The following is an 18,612-nucleotide window of genomic DNA, read 5'->3' as shown; positions in this document are numbered from 1 at the left end:
TTTTTCCAGAATTTCCTGCATGCCTGTCCCTTTTCTGCGTCTCGCCGGTCATTCCTGGCAAGTGAACAAAAACCAGAGACTCTTCCAATGCCCGCAGTGCCAAGCCGTATGCGTCCTTTGTTGCACCTGAGCCTCATGCTGAGCCTGAACGCCAGCCCGTTATTGATCGCCAGCAGTTGGGCCGAAGACGCCGCCCGGCGCAGCTACCAGGTGCCGGCCGGGAGCCTGGGTGCCACCTTGACCCGGTTTGCCGGGCAGGCCGGGGTCAACCTCGCGGTGGATCCGGCGTTGGTCGGCGGGCGCACCAGCCAGGGGTTGTCCGGCGAATTCGCGGTGCAAGAGGGCTTTGCCCGATTGCTCCAGGGTTCCGGTCTGCAATTGCAGGCAGTGGGTGAGCAGGCTTATATCCTGGTGCCGGCGCCGGACGCCGGCAGCCTGCAATTGCCGGCCACCGCCATTGTGGGCGCCACGGCGGAGCAGGGCGTGGCGCCCTACGCCGGTGGCCAGGTCAATCGTACCGGCTCCCAGGGCATGCTCGGTGACCAGGACTTCATGGACAGCCCGTTCAGCGTCACCTCCTACACCCAGCAGGCGATCAAGAACCAGCAAGCCCGGACTCTCGGCGACGTGGTGGCCGCCGACCCGTCGGTGCGCACCACCAACCCGGCCAGCGGGCGTTTCGAGCAGTTCACCATCCGTGGGTTCAGCCTGTTCAACAGTGACGTGGCCTACGGTGGCCTGTACGGCATCCTCCCGACCTACGCCATCGACATGGAAATCGCCGAGCGCGTCGACATCCTCAAGGGCCCGAGCGCGGTGCTCTCTGGCATTGCCCCGCGTGGCAGTATCGGTGGCGGCATCAACATCGTGCCCAAGCGCGCCACGGATGCACCGGTTACCGAGATCACGGCTAACTATGCCTCTGCCGGACAGTTCGGCGGTGCCCTGGACATTGGCCGGCGCTTTGGCGAGGACCAGCGTTTTGGTGTGCGCTTCAACGGTGTACAGCAGTCCGGCGACACCGAGTGGGACCACCAGGCCATCGAGCGGGAAACCGGGGTGCTAGGCCTCGACCTGCGCGAAGAGCGGGTGCGCCTGTCGTTGGACATCGGACACCAGCAGCGGCGCGCCGACGCCCCTCAGGAGCGGGTCGAACTGGCACCCGGGGCCAAGGTGCCGAAGGCCGAAGATATCGACCGCAACTTCGCCCAACCCTGGACCTATGCGCAATCGAAGGACTCCTTCGGTGCGCTGCGTGGCGAGTTTGATGTCAGCGACTCACTGATGCTCTACGCCGCTTATGGCGCGCGCAAAGGTAACTACGATTTCCTGCGCCATGGCGTGCAGAACACCCAGGACAACGGCAACTTCACCCTGGTACCGCGCACCTTCCGCCGCGATGAAGACGTGCAGACCGCCACCCTCGGTGCCCGCCAATGGTTCAGCACCGGCACGGTCAACCACACCCTGAACCTGAGCCTGAACCGCTTCGACATGGACTTCGACAACGCCGGCGAGCGCTACCTGCGCAGCATCGGCAATATCTACCAGCCGGTGGAAGTGGCCTATCCGGGCCAGCCCAATCGCATCGATACCAGCACCCACACCGAAGACCGCTTCACCAGTGTGGCCCTGGCCGACACCCTGGGGCTGTTCGAGGACCGCTTGCTGCTGACCCTTGGCGCGCGCCTGCAACGGGTCAAGGTCACCTCCTGGAGCAATGGCGTGCGCGATGAGCCGGTGAATGACGAGACCGACACTTCACCGGCCCTGGGCGTGGTGTTCAAGGCCAGCGATCGGCTGTCGGTGTTTGCCAACTACGTCGAAGGCCTGACCCAGGGCGAGACCGCGCCGAGCACGGCGAACAATGCCGATACGGTCTTCGCGCCGTACCGCAGCAAGCAGGGCGAGGTCGGCATCAAGTACGACCATGGCACCTTCGGCCTGACCAGCAGCCTGTTCCGCATCGAGCAGCCGGCCTACCAGTACGATGACCAGAACAACTTCAAGCCCAACGGCCAGTTGGTCAACCAGGGGCTGGAGTTCAATGTTTTCGGTGAACCTCTGCACGGCGTGCGCCTGCTGGGTGGGGTAATGCTGCTCGACAGCAAGCAGAGCGATACCACCGATGGCCAGTACGACGGTAATCGTGGGACCGGCGCACCGCAGGTCAACGCCAACCTCGGTGCGGAATGGGACATTCCTGCGGTACAGGGCCTGACCCTCACCGCACGGGCCATCCACACCAGCTCCCAGTACCTGGACCCGGCCAACGACCAAGAGATCGATGCCTGGCAACGCTACGACCTGGGCGGCCGTTATGCCTTCAAGGTTGGCGACAGCCCAGTGACGCTGCGCGCCGCCGTGGAAAACGTCCTCGACAAGACCTACTGGGCGTCGGCCGCCACCTCGTCCGACAGTGCGGCGGGCCTGACCCTGTCGACCCCGCGCACCTGGCTGCTGTCGGCCACGGTGGGGTTCTGAGGCCGGCGTCTATTGGATCAACCGTGCCCCTGGATCCAGGCCGTGCCGGGCGCTGGCGCGGACTTCGCTGGCGGTGCAGGCGAAATGCTGGCGGAAGCTGCGGGTGAACTGCGCCTGGTCGCTGAAGCCCCAGCGCATCGCCAGGGCGCCGATCGACAAGTAGCAGTTGGGATCGAGCAGGCCACGGTGCACGGCCTCGAGCCGGCGCCGGCGAATCCACTCACCCAGGCTGTAGGAGGTGCTGCTGAAGAGTTTGTGCAGGTAGCGCACCGACACCCCGCAGGCCTCGGCGATCAGCTGCGGGTTGAGGTCGGGGTTACCCAGCTGTTGTTCAACGTAGCGTTCGATGCGTTGCAGGTGCAGGGCGGCGAGGTTCGAGCTCTCGCTGCTGAGCACGCGCTCATCGTCGCGCAGGGCCATCAGCAGGGTCGAGAGGGCCTGTTCCAGCAACATGTGGCGCGCGCTGGGAGCGCACTCGTCAAAGCGTGCTGCGCACATTGCCAACTGATCGACGAAGATCCGCCCCAGGGCTCGCCGGGCGTCGAAACAAAAGCGTGTATAGCGTTCGGCGCCGCGCAGCTGGCCGTGCAGCGCTTGCTCCGGCAGCTTGAACACCCACAGGTCGTTGTCGCTGGCGTAGTGAAAACGATAGGGCGCGTCACCGCGCTCGAAAATGAACCCGCCGGGCTGGCAATGCAGGGCGCGGCCGTCCTGCTCGAAATGCACTTCACTGCGCCGGGGCACGGTTACCAGGTAGCAGGCTTGCTGGTCTTCGCTGACCTGGGCCTTGCTGCGCGAATAGCCGAGCTGACTGGAGCGCAGGCGCGACAGGGTCAGGGGGGTGCTGGCGGTTTCCCAGATCTGCAGGTTGCCGCTGAAACGGTCGCTGGCGGCAAATTCCAGCGACAACGGGAAGTAGGCACTGCCGATCGCTTGCGCCCAGCGGGGCTGGCGTTCGCTGTCGGACCAGTGGCGGGTGGAGACGGTGTGTGCCATGGCTGCCCTCGTGTTGTTGTTTTTCTGAGGGCGGCGCCGCCGGTCAAGGACTGGCGGCGCCGCTGGGAGGCCATCATTTGCCAATGTCTACAGGGGGTCAACCGCCACGCGTCAGCCGGTAGGTGGCAGACGGCGCGAGCGTCGCGCGCCAGCCTGGCGGCACCACGATGTTGGTGGTCGCTTCCTCGATCACGCAGGGACCTTCGACCGTCTGCCCGGACTGCAGGTGCTCGCCGTTGTACACCGGGGTCTGCTGCCAGGCCGCCTGGGCATCGAACAGCATCGAGCGGTGGCTGCTGGCCTGGGCCGGGGCGTCGCTGGTGGCTGGCGGCAACTCGGGCATGGGTGGGCGTTGCAGGCGCGCGATCACCGAGCACTCAAGGTTGACCAGTTCGATCGGGCTCTGCGGTTCGCTGTAGGAGAACAGCGCCTTGTGCCGGGTGTGGAAGGCCTCGCGCAAGGTCGCCAGGGCGCTTGGGTCGAGTTGGTCGCAGGACAGTTCGACACTGCATTCGTGGATCTGGCCCAGGTAGCGGATTTCCAGGTGGTACTGGCACTCGACATTGTTGCCGGCGCCGAAGCCGTCTTCACGCAGGTTATCCATGCCCCGTTCGCGCAGCGCGCACAACGTCCGGTTGAGCAGGGGCAGGTCGACCCGGTCGTCGTCCAGGCGCATGGGCAGGGTGGTCAACTGGTCGTAGCGGATGTCCGAGAGAATCTGCCCGTAGGCACACAGGCCCGAGGCAACTTTGGGGATCAGCACCACGTTGCTGCCGATCTCCTCGGCCAGGCGCATGACATGCATACCCGCTGCGCCTCCGGCGCCGATCAGGGCGAAGTCCCGGGGATCGTAGCCGCGTTCCACCGAGACCCGGCGGATGCCACTGACCATGTTCAGGTTGACCAGGGTGATGATGCCGGTGGCCGCCCGCTCCACGCTGATGCCCAGGGGCTCGGCGATCTTGCTGCGGATCGCCTCGATCGCCGCCTGGCGGTTCAAGCGAATGCTGCCGCCAAGCAATGCGCCATCGGCCAGGTAACCGAGGGCCAGGTTGGCGTCGGTGACCGTTGGCTCGACGCCGCCCTTGCCGTAGCACACCGGCCCAGGATTGGCCCCGGCACTGCGTGGGCCGACCTGGAGCATGCCGAAGTCGTCGAGGAAGGCAATCGAGCCGCCACCGGCGCCGAGGGTTTCGACCTGGATCATCGGCACGCCGATGCGGTAGCGCAGGAAGTCGGTGTCCTTGCTGAAGTTGGTACGCCCGGCCTTGCTCAGGGTGATGTCGAACGAGGTGCCACCCATGTCGACGGTGATCACGTTGTCGATGCCGAACGGTTGGGCCACGCACAGGCCGGCCTGGGGCGCGGAGGCGGGGCCGGAGTTGATGGCGTTGACCGCGCGCTCGCGCATCACGAGGCCGGGGGCCAGGCCACCGTTGGACTGGAAGTAGCGAGTTGGCTGGCGTGCTCCCAGTTCCTCGAACAGCGCGTCGATGCGCTCGATGTAGCGGCCCATCACCGGGCTCAGGTAGGCGTTGACCACGGTGGTGGAGGTGCGGGTGTATTCGCGGATCTGCGGGAACACTTCATTGCCGGTGCAGACGAACACGTCCGGCAGCGCCGCGCGTACCAGTTCGGCGGCGCGTTGTTCGTGGCTGGGATTGCGCACCGACCAGACGAAGGAGATTGCTACCGCCTTGACCTGTTCTTGGCGAAAGTACTCGATGGCCGCGTGGATCGCCTGCTCATCCAGCGGCGTATGCTCGCGGCCATCGCTGATGATCCGGCCGCTGATCGGCCGGCGCAGGTGGCGCGGCACCAGCATGTAGGCGGGCGGGTAGCTGGCGTCGTAGCGGTGCCCGTCCTCCTTGTGGCCGAGGCGGATTTCCAGGCTGTCCTCATGCCCTTCGGTGCACAGCAGGCCGACCTTGACCCCGGTCTTTTCGATCAGGGCGTTGAGGGCGACGGTGGTGCCGTTGATGCACAGGTCACAGTCGGCAATGATCTGGGCCGGGGTGCGGCCGATGGCATCGGCGATCTGCGCCAGGCCGTTACGGATTGCCAGCGTGCCGTCCTGGGGCGTGGAGGGCGCTTTGAACAACTGCACGTTGCCCTGGCGATCGGCGAGGATGAAGTCGGTGAAAGTGCCGCCGGCGTCGATGCCCAGGCGATATTGTGGTTGGCTCATGTGTCGGATTCCAGATGGCTCAAGGGGCTGGCGTGATCAGTGCGCGGTGCGCAGGGCATGGGTCGCGGCGTCGTCGACCTGGCCGTTGCCGTCGATGGCCACGCCGTACTCGCGACGCGCGCCTTCAAGCGACACCAGGCCGTTGCGCACGTCCTCGAGCACACTGCTCACAGGTCGGCGCAACGGGTTGCCGTAGCCGCCACCGCCGGGGTTGATGTTGATCACCCGTTCGCCGGGCTGGGCCGTCAGTTGTGCGTTGTAGGTGAAGTGGTCTTCTGCGTCATCGACCTTGCGGTGGATCAGCCGCCCCAGTTTCGGTTCCAGCAGGACGTTGCTGGCACCCGCCGCACCCGCCGTGGGCAGTTGCCGGCCTTCACCGAAGCCGACCACCGTCATCGCGTGGTCCAGCGGTTCGATTTCGATACGGGTGCCTGAGCCACCACGAAATTCACCGGCGCCACCGCTGTCGGTCATCAGGCTGTAGCGGTGGATCAGGATCGGGTAGGAGTACTCGAGCAACTCGATGTCACCGGACATCAGCGCGCCGAAGCAGCACAGCGGCCCGCACGCCGGCCAGCCGTCCATGGCCTGGTTGGCACCCGCGCCGGAGATGATCGAGGCGAGGACCATGGTCACGTATTCGGCGTTGCCATTGCGTGGGTCATGGCCGGCAATGTTGATCCCGCTGGCGTGGCCCCAGGACGCGGTGACCCGCTCTGGCGCGGCTTGTTCCAGGGCCTGGCGTACCGCGTCGGCGAGGGTTTCCATCGGCGTGGTGGTGCTGTTGACGTGGGGCGCCGGTTCGGAGGCGTTGCACAGGGTGCCGGGTGGCCCGAGGTCGACCGACACGCAGCGGTACAAGCCTTCGTTGTAGGGCGGCGGTACCTGGGCAAACATCATCAGCCCCAGGTACACCCCCGACACCGAGTTGCCGGCATAAGAGTTGATGAAGTACGGCACCTGCGGCGGGCTTTCGATCAGCACGTGGGCCTCGTCGCCGCGAATCTCCACCCGCGCGGTGATCGCCAGTTCGCCCAGGCCGTGGCCGGAGTCTTCCAGTACCGCGGTGCCGCTGTAGAAACCGTCGGGGACTTCACGCAGCAGCGCGCGCATGTGCCGGTCGGCCATGTCCTTGAGCTCGGCGATACAGGCCCGCACCTGCTCCACGCCATAGCGCTCGAGCAGTTGCAGCAGGTGCCGCTCGCCGACGGTGCAGGCGCCGTATTGGGCGTTGAGGTCACCTTCCTGATAGGCCCGGGCGCGCATGTTGGTCAGCAGCAGGTTGATCACGTCCTCGCGGCGCTTGCCCTGGGACCAGAGCTTGACCGGCGGAATGCGCAGGCCTTCGGCGTAGATCTCCTTGGCGTCGGGGTTATAGCCGGCGGGCACAGGGCCACCGATGTCGGTCAGGTGGCCTTTGCAGACGGCCCAGAACACCAGTTCGCCTTGGTAGAACACCGGTTTGTACATGCAGCAGTCGAGGATGTGGCTGCCTTTGTAGGCCGGGTCGTTGTGGTAAATCACATCGCCTTCGAGGATGTCGTCGCCGAAGAAGCCGGCGACGCATTTCATGGCCGGGATGAGGGAGCCGAGGTGGATGGGGATGTCCTGGCCTTGCAGGATCATTTCCGGAAGATGATCGAACAGGGCATTGGAATAGTCGTGAGCGAGGTTGAACACGCTCGAGCGACCGGTTTTTTCCAGGGTCAGGGTCATTTCCCGCTGCGCAGTCTCGAGCGCGCCGCGCACCACCGCCAGGGTGATCGGATCTACTGTACTCATGGGTCACCAGGGGTCTTGTTGTTATTGAGGTTGGAGCGCATATCGCGTCGTTCGCCCACGCCACCAAGCTACGCCGACGCGCGGGTGGCTGGCTTGTCAGCCAGTGCACTGGGATTTGACGGGGAGGGTACTGGCAACATCGGTGGCGCCTGACATACCGCCATCGCGAGCAGGCTTTGTGGGTGTATGCGCAATCTGCGAGCAGCCGAAATCACTGTAGGAGCGGGCTTGCCCGCGATCAGGCCGGTACAGCCAACCTATATGGCGCCTGACACACCGCCATCGCGGGCAAGCCCGCTCCCACAGGTTTTGTGGGTGTATGCGGGATCTGCGTGCAGCCGAAATCACTGTAGGAGCGAGTGCCCGCTTGCGGCCTGCTCGCGATGAGGCCAGCACAGGCGACATCCAGCAGCCTGACACACCGCCATCGCGGGCAAGCCCGCTCCCACAGGTTTTGTGGGTGTATGCGGGATCTGCGTGCAGCCGAAATCACTGTAGGAGCGAGTGCCCGCTTGCGGCTTGCTCGCGATGAGGCCAGCACAGGCAACATCGATGTAGCCTGACACTCCGCCATCGCGAGCAAGCTCGCTCCTACACAGGTTTGGTGGGTGTATGCGGGATCTGCGGGCACCCAGAATCACCGTAGGAGCGAGCCTGCTCGCGATGCTCGTCAACGATGACGCCGCGCGTTAAACGAACGGCTGGCCGCTGAATCCCCGTGGCAGGCGTTGGCGGCCGGGCAGGTCGCTCAGGCGTTGCAGCCAGGCGGCGCGCCAGTCGAGGGCGGCATGGGCCACCTTGGCCTTGCGGGCGGCGCGGCGGGCGGCGTTGCGCGCTTCTCTGCGGGCGTCCTTGAATGCATCGGTGTTGCGGCAGCTGCGGCATTTGACCCGGGCGAACTCGGTGGTGGAAACCAGGTTCTTGCCGTGATGACCGCAGGCAAGGTGCCCGGCGGTCTTGTAGTGAGTCACCATGGGTGGCCCTCCTTCGTGTGACAGTATCCCCATACAGTTAGTGACAGCGCGCAGCTACCCGGGTTCTGTTCCCTATGGGCCCGCAACCAATTTCTCGATGGGTGAGTGGTTGGGTGTTTTTCTTCAATACAGGCGTTGGCCTGGCTTTTACCTTGCACCCAGGGATGTTCCCCAGTTGCTGGAGAGAAGTGCAATGAGTCTGATTATGTCCATGGCCGCGTTTGCGCTGGCTGCGTCTATCACGCCGGGGCCGGTGAATATCGTGGCCTTGAGTTCGGGTGCGCAGTATGGCTTTCGTGCCAGTCAGCGGCATGTGCTGGGTGCCACTTTGGGCTTTGTGCTGTTGCTGGTGTTGATGGGGTTGGGGCTGCATGAGCTGCTCAAGCTCTGGCCGGGGTTGACCCGGGTGGTGCAACTGGCCGGGGTGGCATTCCTGTTGTTCATGGCCTGCAAGCTTGCCACCGATGACGGACGCCTGGGCACCGCCGCTGCCGCACAGGCGCCAACCCTGTTCTACGGCGCCTTGATGCAATGGCTCAACCCCAAGGCGTGGCTGGCCTGTGTCGCGGGGATGGGGGCGTTTGTCGCGGACGGCGATACGCGACTGGTCTGGCAGTTTGCCGCGGTGTACCTGGTGGTGTGCTATCTGTCGGTGGCCTGTTGGGCCTATGCCGGGACGTTCCTGCGCCAGTACTTGAGCAACGCTGGAGGCCTGCGCCTGTTCAATCGGGTGATGGCGTTGCTGTTGGCGGTAAGTGCCGGCTACCTGCTGTTGCCCTGAGGGTCAGCCGCGATACTGCCCGGGTGTCGCGGCCAGGTGCTGTTTGAACGCCCGCTGGAAATGCGCCTGGTCGGCAAACCCGGCGTCCAGCGCCACGTCGGCGATCAGCCTACCCTGGCGCAATTGCTGGCGGGCGAACTGGATGCGGCGGTTGACCAGGTACGCATGGGGCGTCATGCCGTACTGCTGCTTGAACGCGCGGATCAGGTACGAGGCCGAAAGCTCGGCGGCCGCGCAGATGTCTTCGAGCTTGAGCGCCTGGGTGCAGTGTTCGCGGATGTATTCGGCAGCCCGTTCGAGCTTGCTGTTGGGCTCATCGAGCATGACCTGGGCCGGGTTGAGACGGATCTGCACCTCGGTGAAAAACGCCACCGTGGCGCTGTGCTTCTGTAGGGTGGAGGCCTGGGCATCGAGCAGCAGTTCATACAGCAGGTTAAGGCCATCGAACAGCGCGTGGTCGGCGGTATGGGCGCAGGCGAACCGGCGAAAATCCAGCTCGGCAGCAAAGCCCAACTGATGCTGCAGGTCTGTCAGCCAGGGCGTGTCGACATACAACATGAGGTACGACCAGGGTTGATCGTCGATGGGGTTGCAGGCGTGCACGTCGCCAGGGTTCATCAGGACCACGGTGCCGGTTGCCACTTGCCAGGCCCCCTGTTCATGCACGTAGGTGCTGCGTCCGGCAGTGATTGCGCCGATCGAAAAGTGTTCGTGGGAATGGCGGGCGTAGCAGACTTCGCGGCCATCGGCGATGGCGCGGGCCTCGATGAAGGGCAGGGCCGCATCACGCCAGAAGCGCGGGGCTTTGTCGGCATCTTTGGTGATGGCGTGCTTCATCGGTCAACGTCCTTTGGCAGTCCGGTGGGCCAGTGTAATGGCTCGCGACGGCAAAGGCTCGTGGTTGTGGGGGATGACGATTGTCGGTAGTCAGGCGGGGGAAACCGCACGCTGCCCGGGGAGCGGGCAGCGTGCGGGTGTCACAGGTTTAGAAGTCCCACTTGGTGGTGAGCATCAGGTTGCGTGGCTCGCCGTAGTAGGTGGTGTCGAAGTTACCCAGGCCTGACAGGTACTTCTTGTCGAAGACGTTGTTGGCATTGGCGGTGAAGCTCAGGTGCTCGTTGAACTGGTAGCGGGTCATCAGGTCGACCAGCGAGTAGCCGCCTTGCTTGATCCGGGTGTAGTCACCCACGCTTGAGCTGTAGATGTTGCCGTAGAACGAGCTCTGCCAGCTGACGCCGCCGCCGACGGTGACCTTGTCCAGTGCGCCCGGCAGACGGTAGGAGGTGAACGTGCGGAACACGTGCTCCGGCTTGGAGGTGGTCAGCGGATAACCAAAGATCCGTTGCTCATCCTGGTCACGGGTGCGGGCATAGGTGTAGCCGGCCATCAGGTTCCAGCCTTCTTGCAACTCACCGGCCAGCTCCAGCTCGATGCCCTGGGTGGTCGCGCCGTCGATGGCCTTGTAGATGCCTTCGTTGGTGACCGGGTTGGTGCCGATCGACTCGGCGACGTTGTCCTGTTCGATGCGGAACAGGGCCAGGCTGGCGTTCAGCGTGCCGTCCAGGTAGGCGGCCTTGATCCCGGTTTCGTAGCTGTCGCCTTCGACCGGTGCCAGGGTCTTGCCGTCGATGTCCTTGTAGGTCTGCGGTTGGTAGATCGAGGTGTAGCTGGCGTAGACCGAGTAAGTATCGTTGAGGTCATACACGACCCCGGCGTAGGGGGTGACGACCCCGTGTTCCTTGTAGCTGGCGTGGGTGTCGTCAAGGCCCGCGCTTTGGGTGTAGGAATAGTCTTCGTTGTACTTGAAGGTGCTTACGCGACTGCCGAGGATGAACGACAGGTTATCGGTAGGACGCAGACGGGTAGCCAGGTACATGCCGTTCTGGCTTTGGGTGCGCTCGTACTTGCCGTTTTTCGGGAACTCCTGGTACGGCAGGTCGCCGTCCCAGTCATAAATGCTGCCCGGCACCTGGCTGAAGGCACTGGTGTCGAAGGTCGAGCCGGTCTGGCGCGAGTGCGAGGTCATCACGCCGGCCACCAGGTCGTGTTCACGCCCGCCCAGGGTAAACGGCCCCGAGACGTTGGCGTCGGCGGTGTTCTGCACGCGGTGACCTTCCCAACGACCCCAGTACAGGAACATGCCTTCACCGGTAGCACGGTCCGGGCTGCCGCCGCTGGCCGAGGCCAGGCGGGTGTCGTGGTCGGTGGTTTTCTGGTCGAGGCTGACCTTGAACGTCCAGTCGTTGGCCAGGGCCTGTTCCAGGGAGGTGAAGTAGGTGATGTCGTCGAAGTCGCGACGGCTCCAGTCGGCACCCGGGTTGAAGTGCCGTGGGAAGTCGGTGCGGCCGCCGTCGGCGAAGTAGGTCGGGTTACCGGTCCACGAGGTGCCACGCGGGGTCACGCTGGACTTGTCGATGCCGAAGGTCAGCAGGGTGTCGGGGGTCAGGTCGGCTTCGAGGATGCCGTAGAACAGGTCCTTTTTCTGGCTGTAGTGGTCCAGGTAGGAGTTCTTGTCCTGATAGGCGCCGACAAAGCGCCCGCGCACGCTACCGCTGTCGTTCAGCGGGCCGGAGATATCACCCTCGGTGCGGTAGGCGTCCCAGGAGCCGGCCGTGCCGCTGACCGAGGCCTTGAATTCCTTGGTCGGCTTCTTGCGGACCAGGTTGACGGTGGCGGAGGGGTCGCCGGAGCCGGTCATCAGGCCGGTTGCGCCCTTGACCACTTCGATGCGGTCCAGGGTGGCGGCGTCGACGTTGGTCGCCGCTTCACCGTAGACGCCGTCGTAGGGACGGTTGATGCCATCGTACTGGTAGTTGGTGATGGCAAAGCCGCGGGAGGAAAACTCCATGCGGTCGCTGTCGTAGGCCTGTTGGCTGATGCCTGGGGTATTGCGCAACACATCGCCGACGCTCTGGGCGCCACGGTCGTCCATTTGCTGGCGGGTGATCACGGTCACCGATTGCGGGGTTTCGCGCAGCGACAGCGGCAGTCCGGTGGCGGTGGCGGTCGAGCCGGTGGTGTAGGAGTGCGTATCTTCGGTGGTCGCGCCCAGGCCCTGGCCGGAGATGGTGGTGGCGCCCAGTTCCAGGGTGCCGTCACCCTTGGGGGCTGCTTGCAGGATGTAGCCGCCATTGTCCAGGGCCTGGGCCTGCAGGCCACTGCCTTGCAGCAAGCGCTGCAGGGCTTCGGTTGCGCTGAAGTTACCTTTGAGGCCCGGGCTGCGCTTGCCGCTGGCCAGGTCGTTGTGCCCGGCGAGGAACACCCCACTTTGCTCGGCGTAGCTGTTCAGGGCCGCGACCAGCGAGCCACTGGCGATGCTGTATTGGCGCTTGCTGCTGGACTGTTCGCTGGCGGCGGTTTCAGCGGCATGGGCGACTGCCGGGGCAAGGCTCAGCAGAGCGGCCGGCAGGGCCAGCGCCAGGGGGCGCAAGGCAAATCGAAAACGGGCAGCGACGTGGTGCGGCATGGGGGTCCCTTTGGATCGAGTCGATCGGCAATTGAAGTACTTGTGCAGGGTTATCCGAACGAAAAACGCAAAAGGGAACCGCGAATCAAAATAATTCGTAATTGATTGATCTTTAGCTTCTGGCGTTGACGTTGACCCACCACGGCATGGGCTTTTCCACCGCGATTGGCAGCGCGGCGGCCAGCAGGCGCAGGGCCTGGTCGGTGTCCTTGAGCGGGAAGGAGCCCATCACCGGCATCTGCGCGACGGCCGGGTCGCAGGCCAGATGGCCGTGGCGGTAGCGGCTCAGTTCTTCGAGCAACTGGCCCAGGGGCAGGTTGTCCGCCAGCAGCACGCCACGGCGCCAGGCTTCGCGTGCGGGGGAGACCGGGTGTTGAGGCTCGAAGCGATCCTGGCTGAAGGCCATTTGTCGGCCAGCGGGCACCACCTGCACCTGGGCGTTGGCCAGGCGCACCTGGACCGCACCTTCGAACACGCTGAGCAAGGTCCGATCCTGGCCCTGGCCCTGGCGCACACTGAAGCGTGTACCCAGGGCGTGTAGCAGGCCTTGGTCGGTGTGCACACGCAACGGCCTGAGGGCGTCCTTGGCGGTGTCGATCAGGATTTCGCCGAGTCGCAGGTTGAGCAGCCGCTGGTGGCTGTCGAAGCGTACATCCAGCGCGCTCAAGGCGTTGAGCCAGACCTGGCTGCCATCGCTGAGCCGGGTTTCGCGTATTTCACCGGTGCCGGTGGAGAGGTCGGCGGTCCAGCGCTCCAGGGTGGCGGGCAGCGAGGTCTGGCGCCAGGCACCGAAGCCCAGCAGGCTGCCCGAGGTCAGGATCAACAACGACTTGAGGGTCTGGCGCCGCGTGACGCTGGTGCGTCCGGAACCGCGCAAGACCTTGCTCGCCGCTTGGGTATCGGTGTCGCCCTGCAGTGGCGCAAAGCGCTCGCCGACCCGCTGCACATACCGCCAGGCATCCTGATGCTCGCCGCTCTGGGCCAGCCAGGCTTGCCAGCGCAGGCGCTCCTGCTCGCCGACCTGTTGGTCGTTGAGTTGCACGTACCAATGGGCCGCTTGTTGCAGGCTGGCGTGACTGAGTTTGTTCAAGGCAGGGGTGGGCAAGGGCGGTTACTCGATCAGCAGGCCGTCGAGTTCGGCCTCGAGAATGGCGCAGTGCATCAGGGCCTGGGCCAGGTACTTCTTGACCATACGCTCGGACACGCCGATCTCCAGGCCAATGGCTTTGTAGGGCATGCCGTGCAGTTGCGCGAGGATGAACGCGTCGCTGACCCGCTGCGGCAGGCGCTGCAACATGGCGTCCACTTCGTGCAGGGTTTCGACGATGATCGCCCGTTGCTCGGGAGAGGGTTGCACGGCCTGGGGGCGTTCGCTCAGTGCCTGCAGCCAGGCCTGTTCCAGTTGTCGGCGGCGCCAGTGATCAATGCACAGGCCACGGGCGATGGTCGCCAGGTAGGAGCGCTCATGGACTTCGCCCTGGAACTCCTGCGGACGCTTGAGCACTCGGATGAAGGTGTCGTGGGCCAGGTCCGCGGCATCGAAGGCGTTGCTCAGGCGACGACGCAGCAGCTCGTACAACCAGCGATGGTGGCTGGTGTAGAGGTTCTGCACGAGTGAGGTTTCGACGACCATCATAAAGAGCGCATTTCCATACGGCGTGATGGCACCAGAGGTGCAAATGGGAATTGGTCGCGATTAAAACAAAAGGTGTGTCAGGGTGCAAATGATATTGGTTTGCTTTTAGGCACTTGATTGCTGCGGCCGACGGTAAATTCGTCCAGGCAGCCGGTTCAAGTAGTCATTATGACGTGCGGTGTGGTCGTTATGACCTGAATGGTGTGCAGTCAATATGACTCTCAAGCTGTCAAGGCCAGGGTTTGCTGGAGGTTGAAGCTGGCACGGGACTTGATAGCTATCAGCTACAACTGACGGATTAGGGAGTGACGAACAATGTTCGGCAGCAATCTATGGCTGATAGACGGGGTGGCCTGACATGCCTTCGATCAAGGATGTTCCCCTGTGGAGCTTGGGTTTTCGCCCGTTTTTTCTTGCCGGCGCCGGGTTTGCCTGTGTCGCGCTGGCGATCTGGAGTCTGTGGTTGTACGGGCGCTTGCCGGCGGCCCAGCCCCTGGGCGGCATGGTCGCCTGGCATCGGCACGAAATGCCCTTTGGTTTTGCCACGGCGATCATTGCCGGGTTCCTGCTGACGGCGGTCCCCAACTGGACCGGCCGTCGCGGGGTGTGCGGCTGGCCGCTGCTGGGCCTGGTGCTGGTATGGCTGCTGGCTCGCCTGGCCTGGCTGCTGCCGATCGACGCGAGTGCCTTGCTGGTTCTGCAACTGCCGTTCCTGCCGTTACTGGCACTGTTGCTTGGACGGGACCTGATCGCGGCGCGTAAAACCGAGAACTACCCGATCCTGTTGATGATCGGCTTGTTGGCCGGTTGTCAGTGGCTGACGCTGTGGGGCATGGCCCACGAGGACCTGGCCTGGCAGCGCCGTGGGGTGTTGGCGGCACTGTGGTTGGTGGCGGGGTTGATGAGTGTCATTGGTGGGCGGGTGATTCCCTTCTTTATTCAACGCGGCCTGCAACGCGCGCCAGGTACTCCGGCCAGCCCGCTGCCGACCCGGGTGCTGCTGGTAACCAGCCTGCTGGCGGCGGTGCTGATCGGCATCGGCAGCAACGACCTGCCGCGGCCCGGGCTGGCGGCGCTGTACTTGTTGATCGGTGGACTGCACCTGGCGCGCCTGTGGCGTTGGCATGACCGGGGCATCTGGCGCGTACCACTGCTCTGGTCGCTGTACCTGGCTTATGCCTGGCTGCTGGTGGCCGCGCTGGCCATGGCGCTGTGGCAACTGGGGGTGCTGGCGCAACAGAGCCTGGCCACCCACGCGCTGGCGGTCGGCGGCATCGGCGGCCTGGTGCTGGCGATGATCGCCCGGGTCAGCCTGGGGCATACCGGGCGCCCGCTGCAGCCGCCCAAAGGGGTGGTGCTGGGATTCGCCCTGGTGCTGCTGGCCGGTCTGTCCCGGGTGTTGCTGGTGCCGTTCAACAGCCATGGCCTGGGGATTTCAGCGTTGTGCTGGTGCCTGGCGTTCGCCCTGTTTTTGCAGGGTTACACGCGGATTTTAAGCGGGCCCAGGGTGTAGGACGGTTAGATCGGTGCCTGACCGGTGGTCGCGCCAGCCCAATTGCCGGGGGAATTGCGCTTAGCTCAAGGGACAACCACCAGCGCGCGTAGGCACTCGATGCCACAGCGACGCTGACCCAGGACACCGTGAGTCCTGACCGTCCCTGAGGAGATTGCCGTGCTGACGTTCAATATCAATGGCATCGATCAACCCCTGGAAGTGCCCGGCGACATGCCACTGTTGTGGGTGTTGCGCGATGTCGCGCACTTGACCGGGACCAAATTCGGCTGCGGCATGGCGCAATGCGGGGCCTGCACCGTGCATGTCGACGGTGCGCCCTTGCGCTCGTGCATTACCCCGGCTGCGGCAGTGGCCAAGGGGCAGAAGATAGTCACCATCGAAGGCTTGTCCAGCGACGGCTCGCACCCGGTGCAGAGGGCCTGGGCCGAGATCGACGTGGTGCAATGCGGTTACTGCCAGTCTGGGCAGATCATGTCGGCAGTGGCCTTGCTGGCGAAAATTCCCGCGCCGACCGACAGCGATATCGATCAGGCGCTGTCGGGCAACATTTGCCGCTGTGGCACCTACCCGCGTATTCGGGCGGCGATCAAGCGTGCTGCGCAAATCGGGGAGGCCTGAGCATGAGCGTACTCATTGATAGCTCGCGCCGGTCCTTTCTCAAAGGCAGCGCCGTGCTGGGCGCCGGCCTGGTGGTGGGGTTTGTGATCCCCGGGGCCAATCGTTTTGCCCGCGCTGCCACAGCCGCCGATCCTGGCTTTGCGCCCAACGCGTTTTTGCGGATCGCCCCGGACAGCAGCGTCACCATACTGTTGGGGCACTCGGAAATGGGCCAGGGCATCTGGACCGGCCTGACCATGCTGATCGCCGAGGAGCTGGACGCGGATTGGAGCAAGATTCGCGTCGAACACGGCCCGGCATCGGCGGCGTTGTACGGCCTGCCAGCCTTTGGCGGCATGCAGATCACCGGGGGCTCGACCTCGACCTGGATGGAGTTCGACCGCTATCGCCAGGCCGGTGCCGCCGCACGCCTGATGTTGATCGAGGCTGGCGCCAAGCGCTTCAACGTTGCGCCATCCCAGGTGCGCACTGAGGCGGGAGTGGTAATTGCCGGCGAGCAGCGGGCCAGCTATGGCGAACTGGCCAATGAGGCGGGGCAACTGCCGGTGCCGGATCCGGCGTCGATCAAGCTCAAGCAAGCCAAGGACTGGACCCTGATCGGCAAGCCGACCAAGCGCCTGGACTCCCCGGAAAAAATCACCGGCCAGGCCAAGTTCGGCATGGACGTGCAGTTCGAGGGCCTGCTCACCGCCATGGTCGCCCGTCCACCGGTACTGGGCGGCAGCGTCCGCTCGTTCGACGCTCAGGCCGCGCTGGCGGTGCCCGGAGTGCACAAGGTGCTGCAGGTGCCCACGGGCGTGGCGGTGGTGGCCGATCATTATTGGGCCGCCAAGCTGGGGCGCGATGCGCTGAAAATCGACTGGGACCTGGGTCCCAATGCTGGCCTGGACAGCGTTGCCCTGCTGCAGGGCTTTCGCAAGCTGGCCACCACCGCGGGCACCCCGGCCAGCCAGGCGGGGGATGTCAGCGCGGCGTTGGCCAAGGCGACGAAGACCGTGGATGTCGAGTACAGCGTGCCGTATCTGGCGCATGCGCCGATGGAGCCGCTCAACTGCACGGTGCGCATTACCAACCAGCAATGCGAGATCTGGACCGGTACCCAGTTCCAGACCCTGGACCAGATGGTCGCGGCGAAGATCACCGGGCTCAAGCCCGAGCAGGTGGTGATTCATACCGAATTCCTTGGCGGCGGCTTCGGTCGGCGGGCCAACCCGACCTCGGATTTTGTCAGTGAGGCGGTGCAAGTGGCCCACGCCGCTGGTGCGCCAGTGAAAACCGTTTGGTCGCGCGAAGATGACATCCGTGGCGGCTATTACCGCTCGGCCTTTCTGCATCACGCGCGGATCGGCCTGGGGCCGGACGGCCTGCCATTGGCCTGGCAGCATGTGCTGGTGGGCCAGTCGATCATGGCCGGGACCATGTTGGAGGCAAGCATGGTCAAGGACGGCATCGACAAGACTTCGGTCGAAGGGGTGGCGGACAGTCCCTACCTGGTCGGCCTGGCCAATCACCGGGTCGACCTGCACTCACCCAAGACCGGCATCAGCGTGCTGTGGCTGCGTTCGGTGGGGCACACCCACACCGCCTTTGTCATGGAATCCTTGATCGACGAACTGGCCGCAGCGGCGGGCAAGGACCCGGTGGACTACCGGCGGACCTTGCTCAAGGACCATCCACGGCACCTCGGGGTGCTCAACCTGGCCGTGGAAAAAGCCAACTGGCAGGCGCCCTTGCCAGCGGGGCATGCCTTGGGGGTGGCGGTGCACGAGTCCTTTGGCAGTTATGTCGCGCAAGTCACGGAAGTGTCCCAGGACAACCTGAAAATCCGCGTGCACCGGGTGGTCTGCGCCGTCGATTGCGGGATTGCGGTGAACCCGGCGAGCATTGCCGCGCAGATGGAGTCCTGCATCACTTTCGGCCTGGGTTTCACCTTGCACAGCAAGGTGACCTTCAAGGATGGCCAGGTGGTGCAGTCCAACTACCACGACTACCAGGTGCTGCGGCTCAATGAAATGCCCGAGGTGCAGGTGCACATCCTGCCCAGCAACGAGAAGCCGGGCGGTATTGGCGAGGCTGGCGTGCCACCCACTGCGCCGGCGGTGGCCAATGCGGTGTACGCGCTGACCGGGCAACGCCTGCGTGAGTTGCCGTTGCAACTGGAGGGGGTGTGA

13 protein-coding genes are annotated in these 18,612 nt (G+C 64.6%); 5 read left to right on the top strand and 8 right to left on the bottom strand.

Features of this window, described 5'->3' with window-relative positions; genetic code table 11:
* Nucleotides 1–108 precede the first annotated feature (108 nt).
* Nucleotides 109–2,484 carry a TonB-dependent siderophore receptor gene (locus ACIOVD_RS11660; RefSeq protein ID WP_401127794.1) on the top strand — a complete coding sequence of 792 codons (2,376 nt, stop codon included), beginning with the start codon at nt 109–111 and terminating at the stop codon, nt 2,482–2,484.
* Between the two features lie 9 nt (nt 2,485–2,493).
* On the opposite strand, the gene ACIOVD_RS11655 is transcribed toward ACIOVD_RS11660, so the two are convergent.
* The 4 genes from ACIOVD_RS11655 to ACIOVD_RS11640 all read right to left on the bottom strand — a co-directional run bounded on the left by ACIOVD_RS11655 (nt 2,494) and on the right by ACIOVD_RS11640 (nt 8,424).
* Nucleotides 2,494–3,480, bottom strand: coding sequence for a helix-turn-helix domain-containing protein (locus tag ACIOVD_RS11655; protein WP_401127792.1), 987 nt, complete (start codon nt 3,478–3,480; stop codon nt 2,494–2,496).
* 97 nt (nt 3,481–3,577) lie between these two features.
* Nucleotides 3,578–5,668 carry a hydantoinase/oxoprolinase family protein gene (locus ACIOVD_RS11650; protein WP_401127790.1) on the bottom strand — a complete coding sequence of 697 codons (2,091 nt, stop codon included), beginning with the start codon at nt 5,666–5,668 and terminating at the stop codon, nt 3,578–3,580.
* Nucleotides 5,669–5,704: 36 nt separating this feature from the next.
* Nucleotides 5,705–7,450 (bottom strand): hydantoinase B/oxoprolinase family protein, encoded by a 1,746-nt coding sequence (locus tag ACIOVD_RS11645; RefSeq protein ID WP_401127788.1) that lies wholly within the window; start codon nt 7,448–7,450, stop codon nt 5,705–5,707.
* A 689-nt stretch (nt 7,451–8,139) separates the two neighbouring features.
* Entirely contained in the window at nt 8,140–8,424 is a 285-nt protein-coding gene (locus ACIOVD_RS11640) for a hypothetical protein (protein WP_159996271.1), read from the bottom strand.
* 193 nt (nt 8,425–8,617) lie between these two features.
* Between ACIOVD_RS11640 and ACIOVD_RS11635 the strand changes: the two genes are divergently transcribed.
* Nucleotides 8,618–9,205 carry a LysE family translocator gene (locus ACIOVD_RS11635; protein ID WP_401127786.1) on the top strand — a complete coding sequence of 196 codons (588 nt, stop codon included), beginning with the start codon at nt 8,618–8,620 and terminating at the stop codon, nt 9,203–9,205.
* A 3-nt stretch (nt 9,206–9,208) separates the two neighbouring features.
* Here the strand turns inward: ACIOVD_RS11635 and ACIOVD_RS11630 are convergent, their stop codons facing one another.
* The 4 genes from ACIOVD_RS11630 to ACIOVD_RS11615 form a co-directional block, all read right to left on the bottom strand.
* The gene (locus tag ACIOVD_RS11630; RefSeq protein WP_401127784.1) at nt 9,209–10,042 is read right to left on the bottom strand and encodes a helix-turn-helix domain-containing protein; all 834 of its coding nucleotides are present in this window, start codon (nt 10,040–10,042) and stop codon (nt 9,209–9,211) included.
* A gap of 148 nt (nt 10,043–10,190) precedes the next feature.
* A complete protein-coding gene (locus tag ACIOVD_RS11625) occupies nt 10,191–12,671 on the bottom strand; it encodes a TonB-dependent siderophore receptor (RefSeq protein ID WP_401127782.1) in 2,481 nt (826 codons plus the stop codon).
* 112 nt (nt 12,672–12,783) lie between these two features.
* Nucleotides 12,784–13,776 carry a FecR domain-containing protein gene (locus ACIOVD_RS11620; RefSeq protein ID WP_159996265.1) on the bottom strand — a complete coding sequence of 331 codons (993 nt, stop codon included), beginning with the start codon at nt 13,774–13,776 and terminating at the stop codon, nt 12,784–12,786.
* A gap of 6 nt (nt 13,777–13,782) precedes the next feature.
* Complete coding sequence (locus tag ACIOVD_RS11615) at nt 13,783–14,307, bottom strand: sigma-70 family RNA polymerase sigma factor (protein ID WP_095168708.1); 525 nt, start codon at nt 14,305–14,307, stop codon at nt 13,783–13,785.
* A 358-nt stretch (nt 14,308–14,665) separates the two neighbouring features.
* Here ACIOVD_RS11615 and ACIOVD_RS11610 point away from each other — a divergent pair, with 358 nt between their 5' ends.
* From ACIOVD_RS11610 to ACIOVD_RS11600, 3 genes are all read left to right on the top strand, one after another.
* On the top strand, nt 14,666–15,820 hold the full coding sequence (locus ACIOVD_RS11610) for an NnrS family protein (protein ID WP_401127779.1): 1,155 nt from the start codon (nt 14,666–14,668) through the stop codon (nt 15,818–15,820).
* A gap of 159 nt (nt 15,821–15,979) precedes the next feature.
* A complete protein-coding gene (locus tag ACIOVD_RS11605; RefSeq protein ID WP_095168710.1) occupies nt 15,980–16,441 on the top strand; it encodes a (2Fe-2S)-binding protein in 462 nt (153 codons plus the stop codon).
* 2 nt (nt 16,442–16,443) lie between these two features.
* Nucleotides 16,444–18,612: a xanthine dehydrogenase family protein molybdopterin-binding subunit gene (locus ACIOVD_RS11600; RefSeq protein ID WP_095168711.1), complete on the top strand. Its 2,169-nt coding sequence runs from the start codon at nt 16,444–16,446 to the stop codon at nt 18,610–18,612.

It is taken from the genome of Pseudomonas sp. NPDC087626, assembly GCF_044743405.1.
Classification (GTDB): Bacteria; Pseudomonadota; Gammaproteobacteria; order Pseudomonadales; family Pseudomonadaceae; genus Aquipseudomonas.
Note: the sequence above shows the minus strand (reverse complement) of the source record. Positions and strands in the feature narration are given on the sequence as shown.

What these genes read in the sequence shown, in the direction of transcription:
- ACIOVD_RS11645 (WP_401127788.1), bottom strand. Translation starts at nt 7,450, where the DNA reads ATGAGTACAGTAGATCCGATCACCCTGGCGGTGGTGCGCGGCGCGCTC.
- ACIOVD_RS11625 (WP_401127782.1), bottom strand. Translation starts at nt 12,671, where the DNA reads ATGCCGCACCACGTCGCTGCCCGTTTTCGATTTGCCTTGCGCCCCCTG.
- ACIOVD_RS11640 (WP_159996271.1), bottom strand. Translation starts at nt 8,424, where the DNA reads ATGGTGACTCACTACAAGACCGCCGGGCACCTTGCCTGCGGTCATCAC.
- ACIOVD_RS11660 (WP_401127794.1), top strand. Translation starts at nt 109, where the DNA reads ATGCGTCCTTTGTTGCACCTGAGCCTCATGCTGAGCCTGAACGCCAGC.
- ACIOVD_RS11610 (WP_401127779.1), top strand. Translation starts at nt 14,666, where the DNA reads ATGCCTTCGATCAAGGATGTTCCCCTGTGGAGCTTGGGTTTTCGCCCG.
- ACIOVD_RS11655 (WP_401127792.1), bottom strand. Translation starts at nt 3,480, where the DNA reads ATGGCACACACCGTCTCCACCCGCCACTGGTCCGACAGCGAACGCCAG.
- ACIOVD_RS11635 (WP_401127786.1), top strand. Translation starts at nt 8,618, where the DNA reads ATGAGTCTGATTATGTCCATGGCCGCGTTTGCGCTGGCTGCGTCTATC.
- ACIOVD_RS11615 (WP_095168708.1), bottom strand. Translation starts at nt 14,307, where the DNA reads ATGATGGTCGTCGAAACCTCACTCGTGCAGAACCTCTACACCAGCCAC.
- ACIOVD_RS11630 (WP_401127784.1), bottom strand. Translation starts at nt 10,042, where the DNA reads ATGAAGCACGCCATCACCAAAGATGCCGACAAAGCCCCGCGCTTCTGG.
- ACIOVD_RS11650 (WP_401127790.1), bottom strand. Translation starts at nt 5,668, where the DNA reads ATGAGCCAACCACAATATCGCCTGGGCATCGACGCCGGCGGCACTTTC.
- ACIOVD_RS11600 (WP_095168711.1), top strand. Translation starts at nt 16,444, where the DNA reads ATGAGCGTACTCATTGATAGCTCGCGCCGGTCCTTTCTCAAAGGCAGC.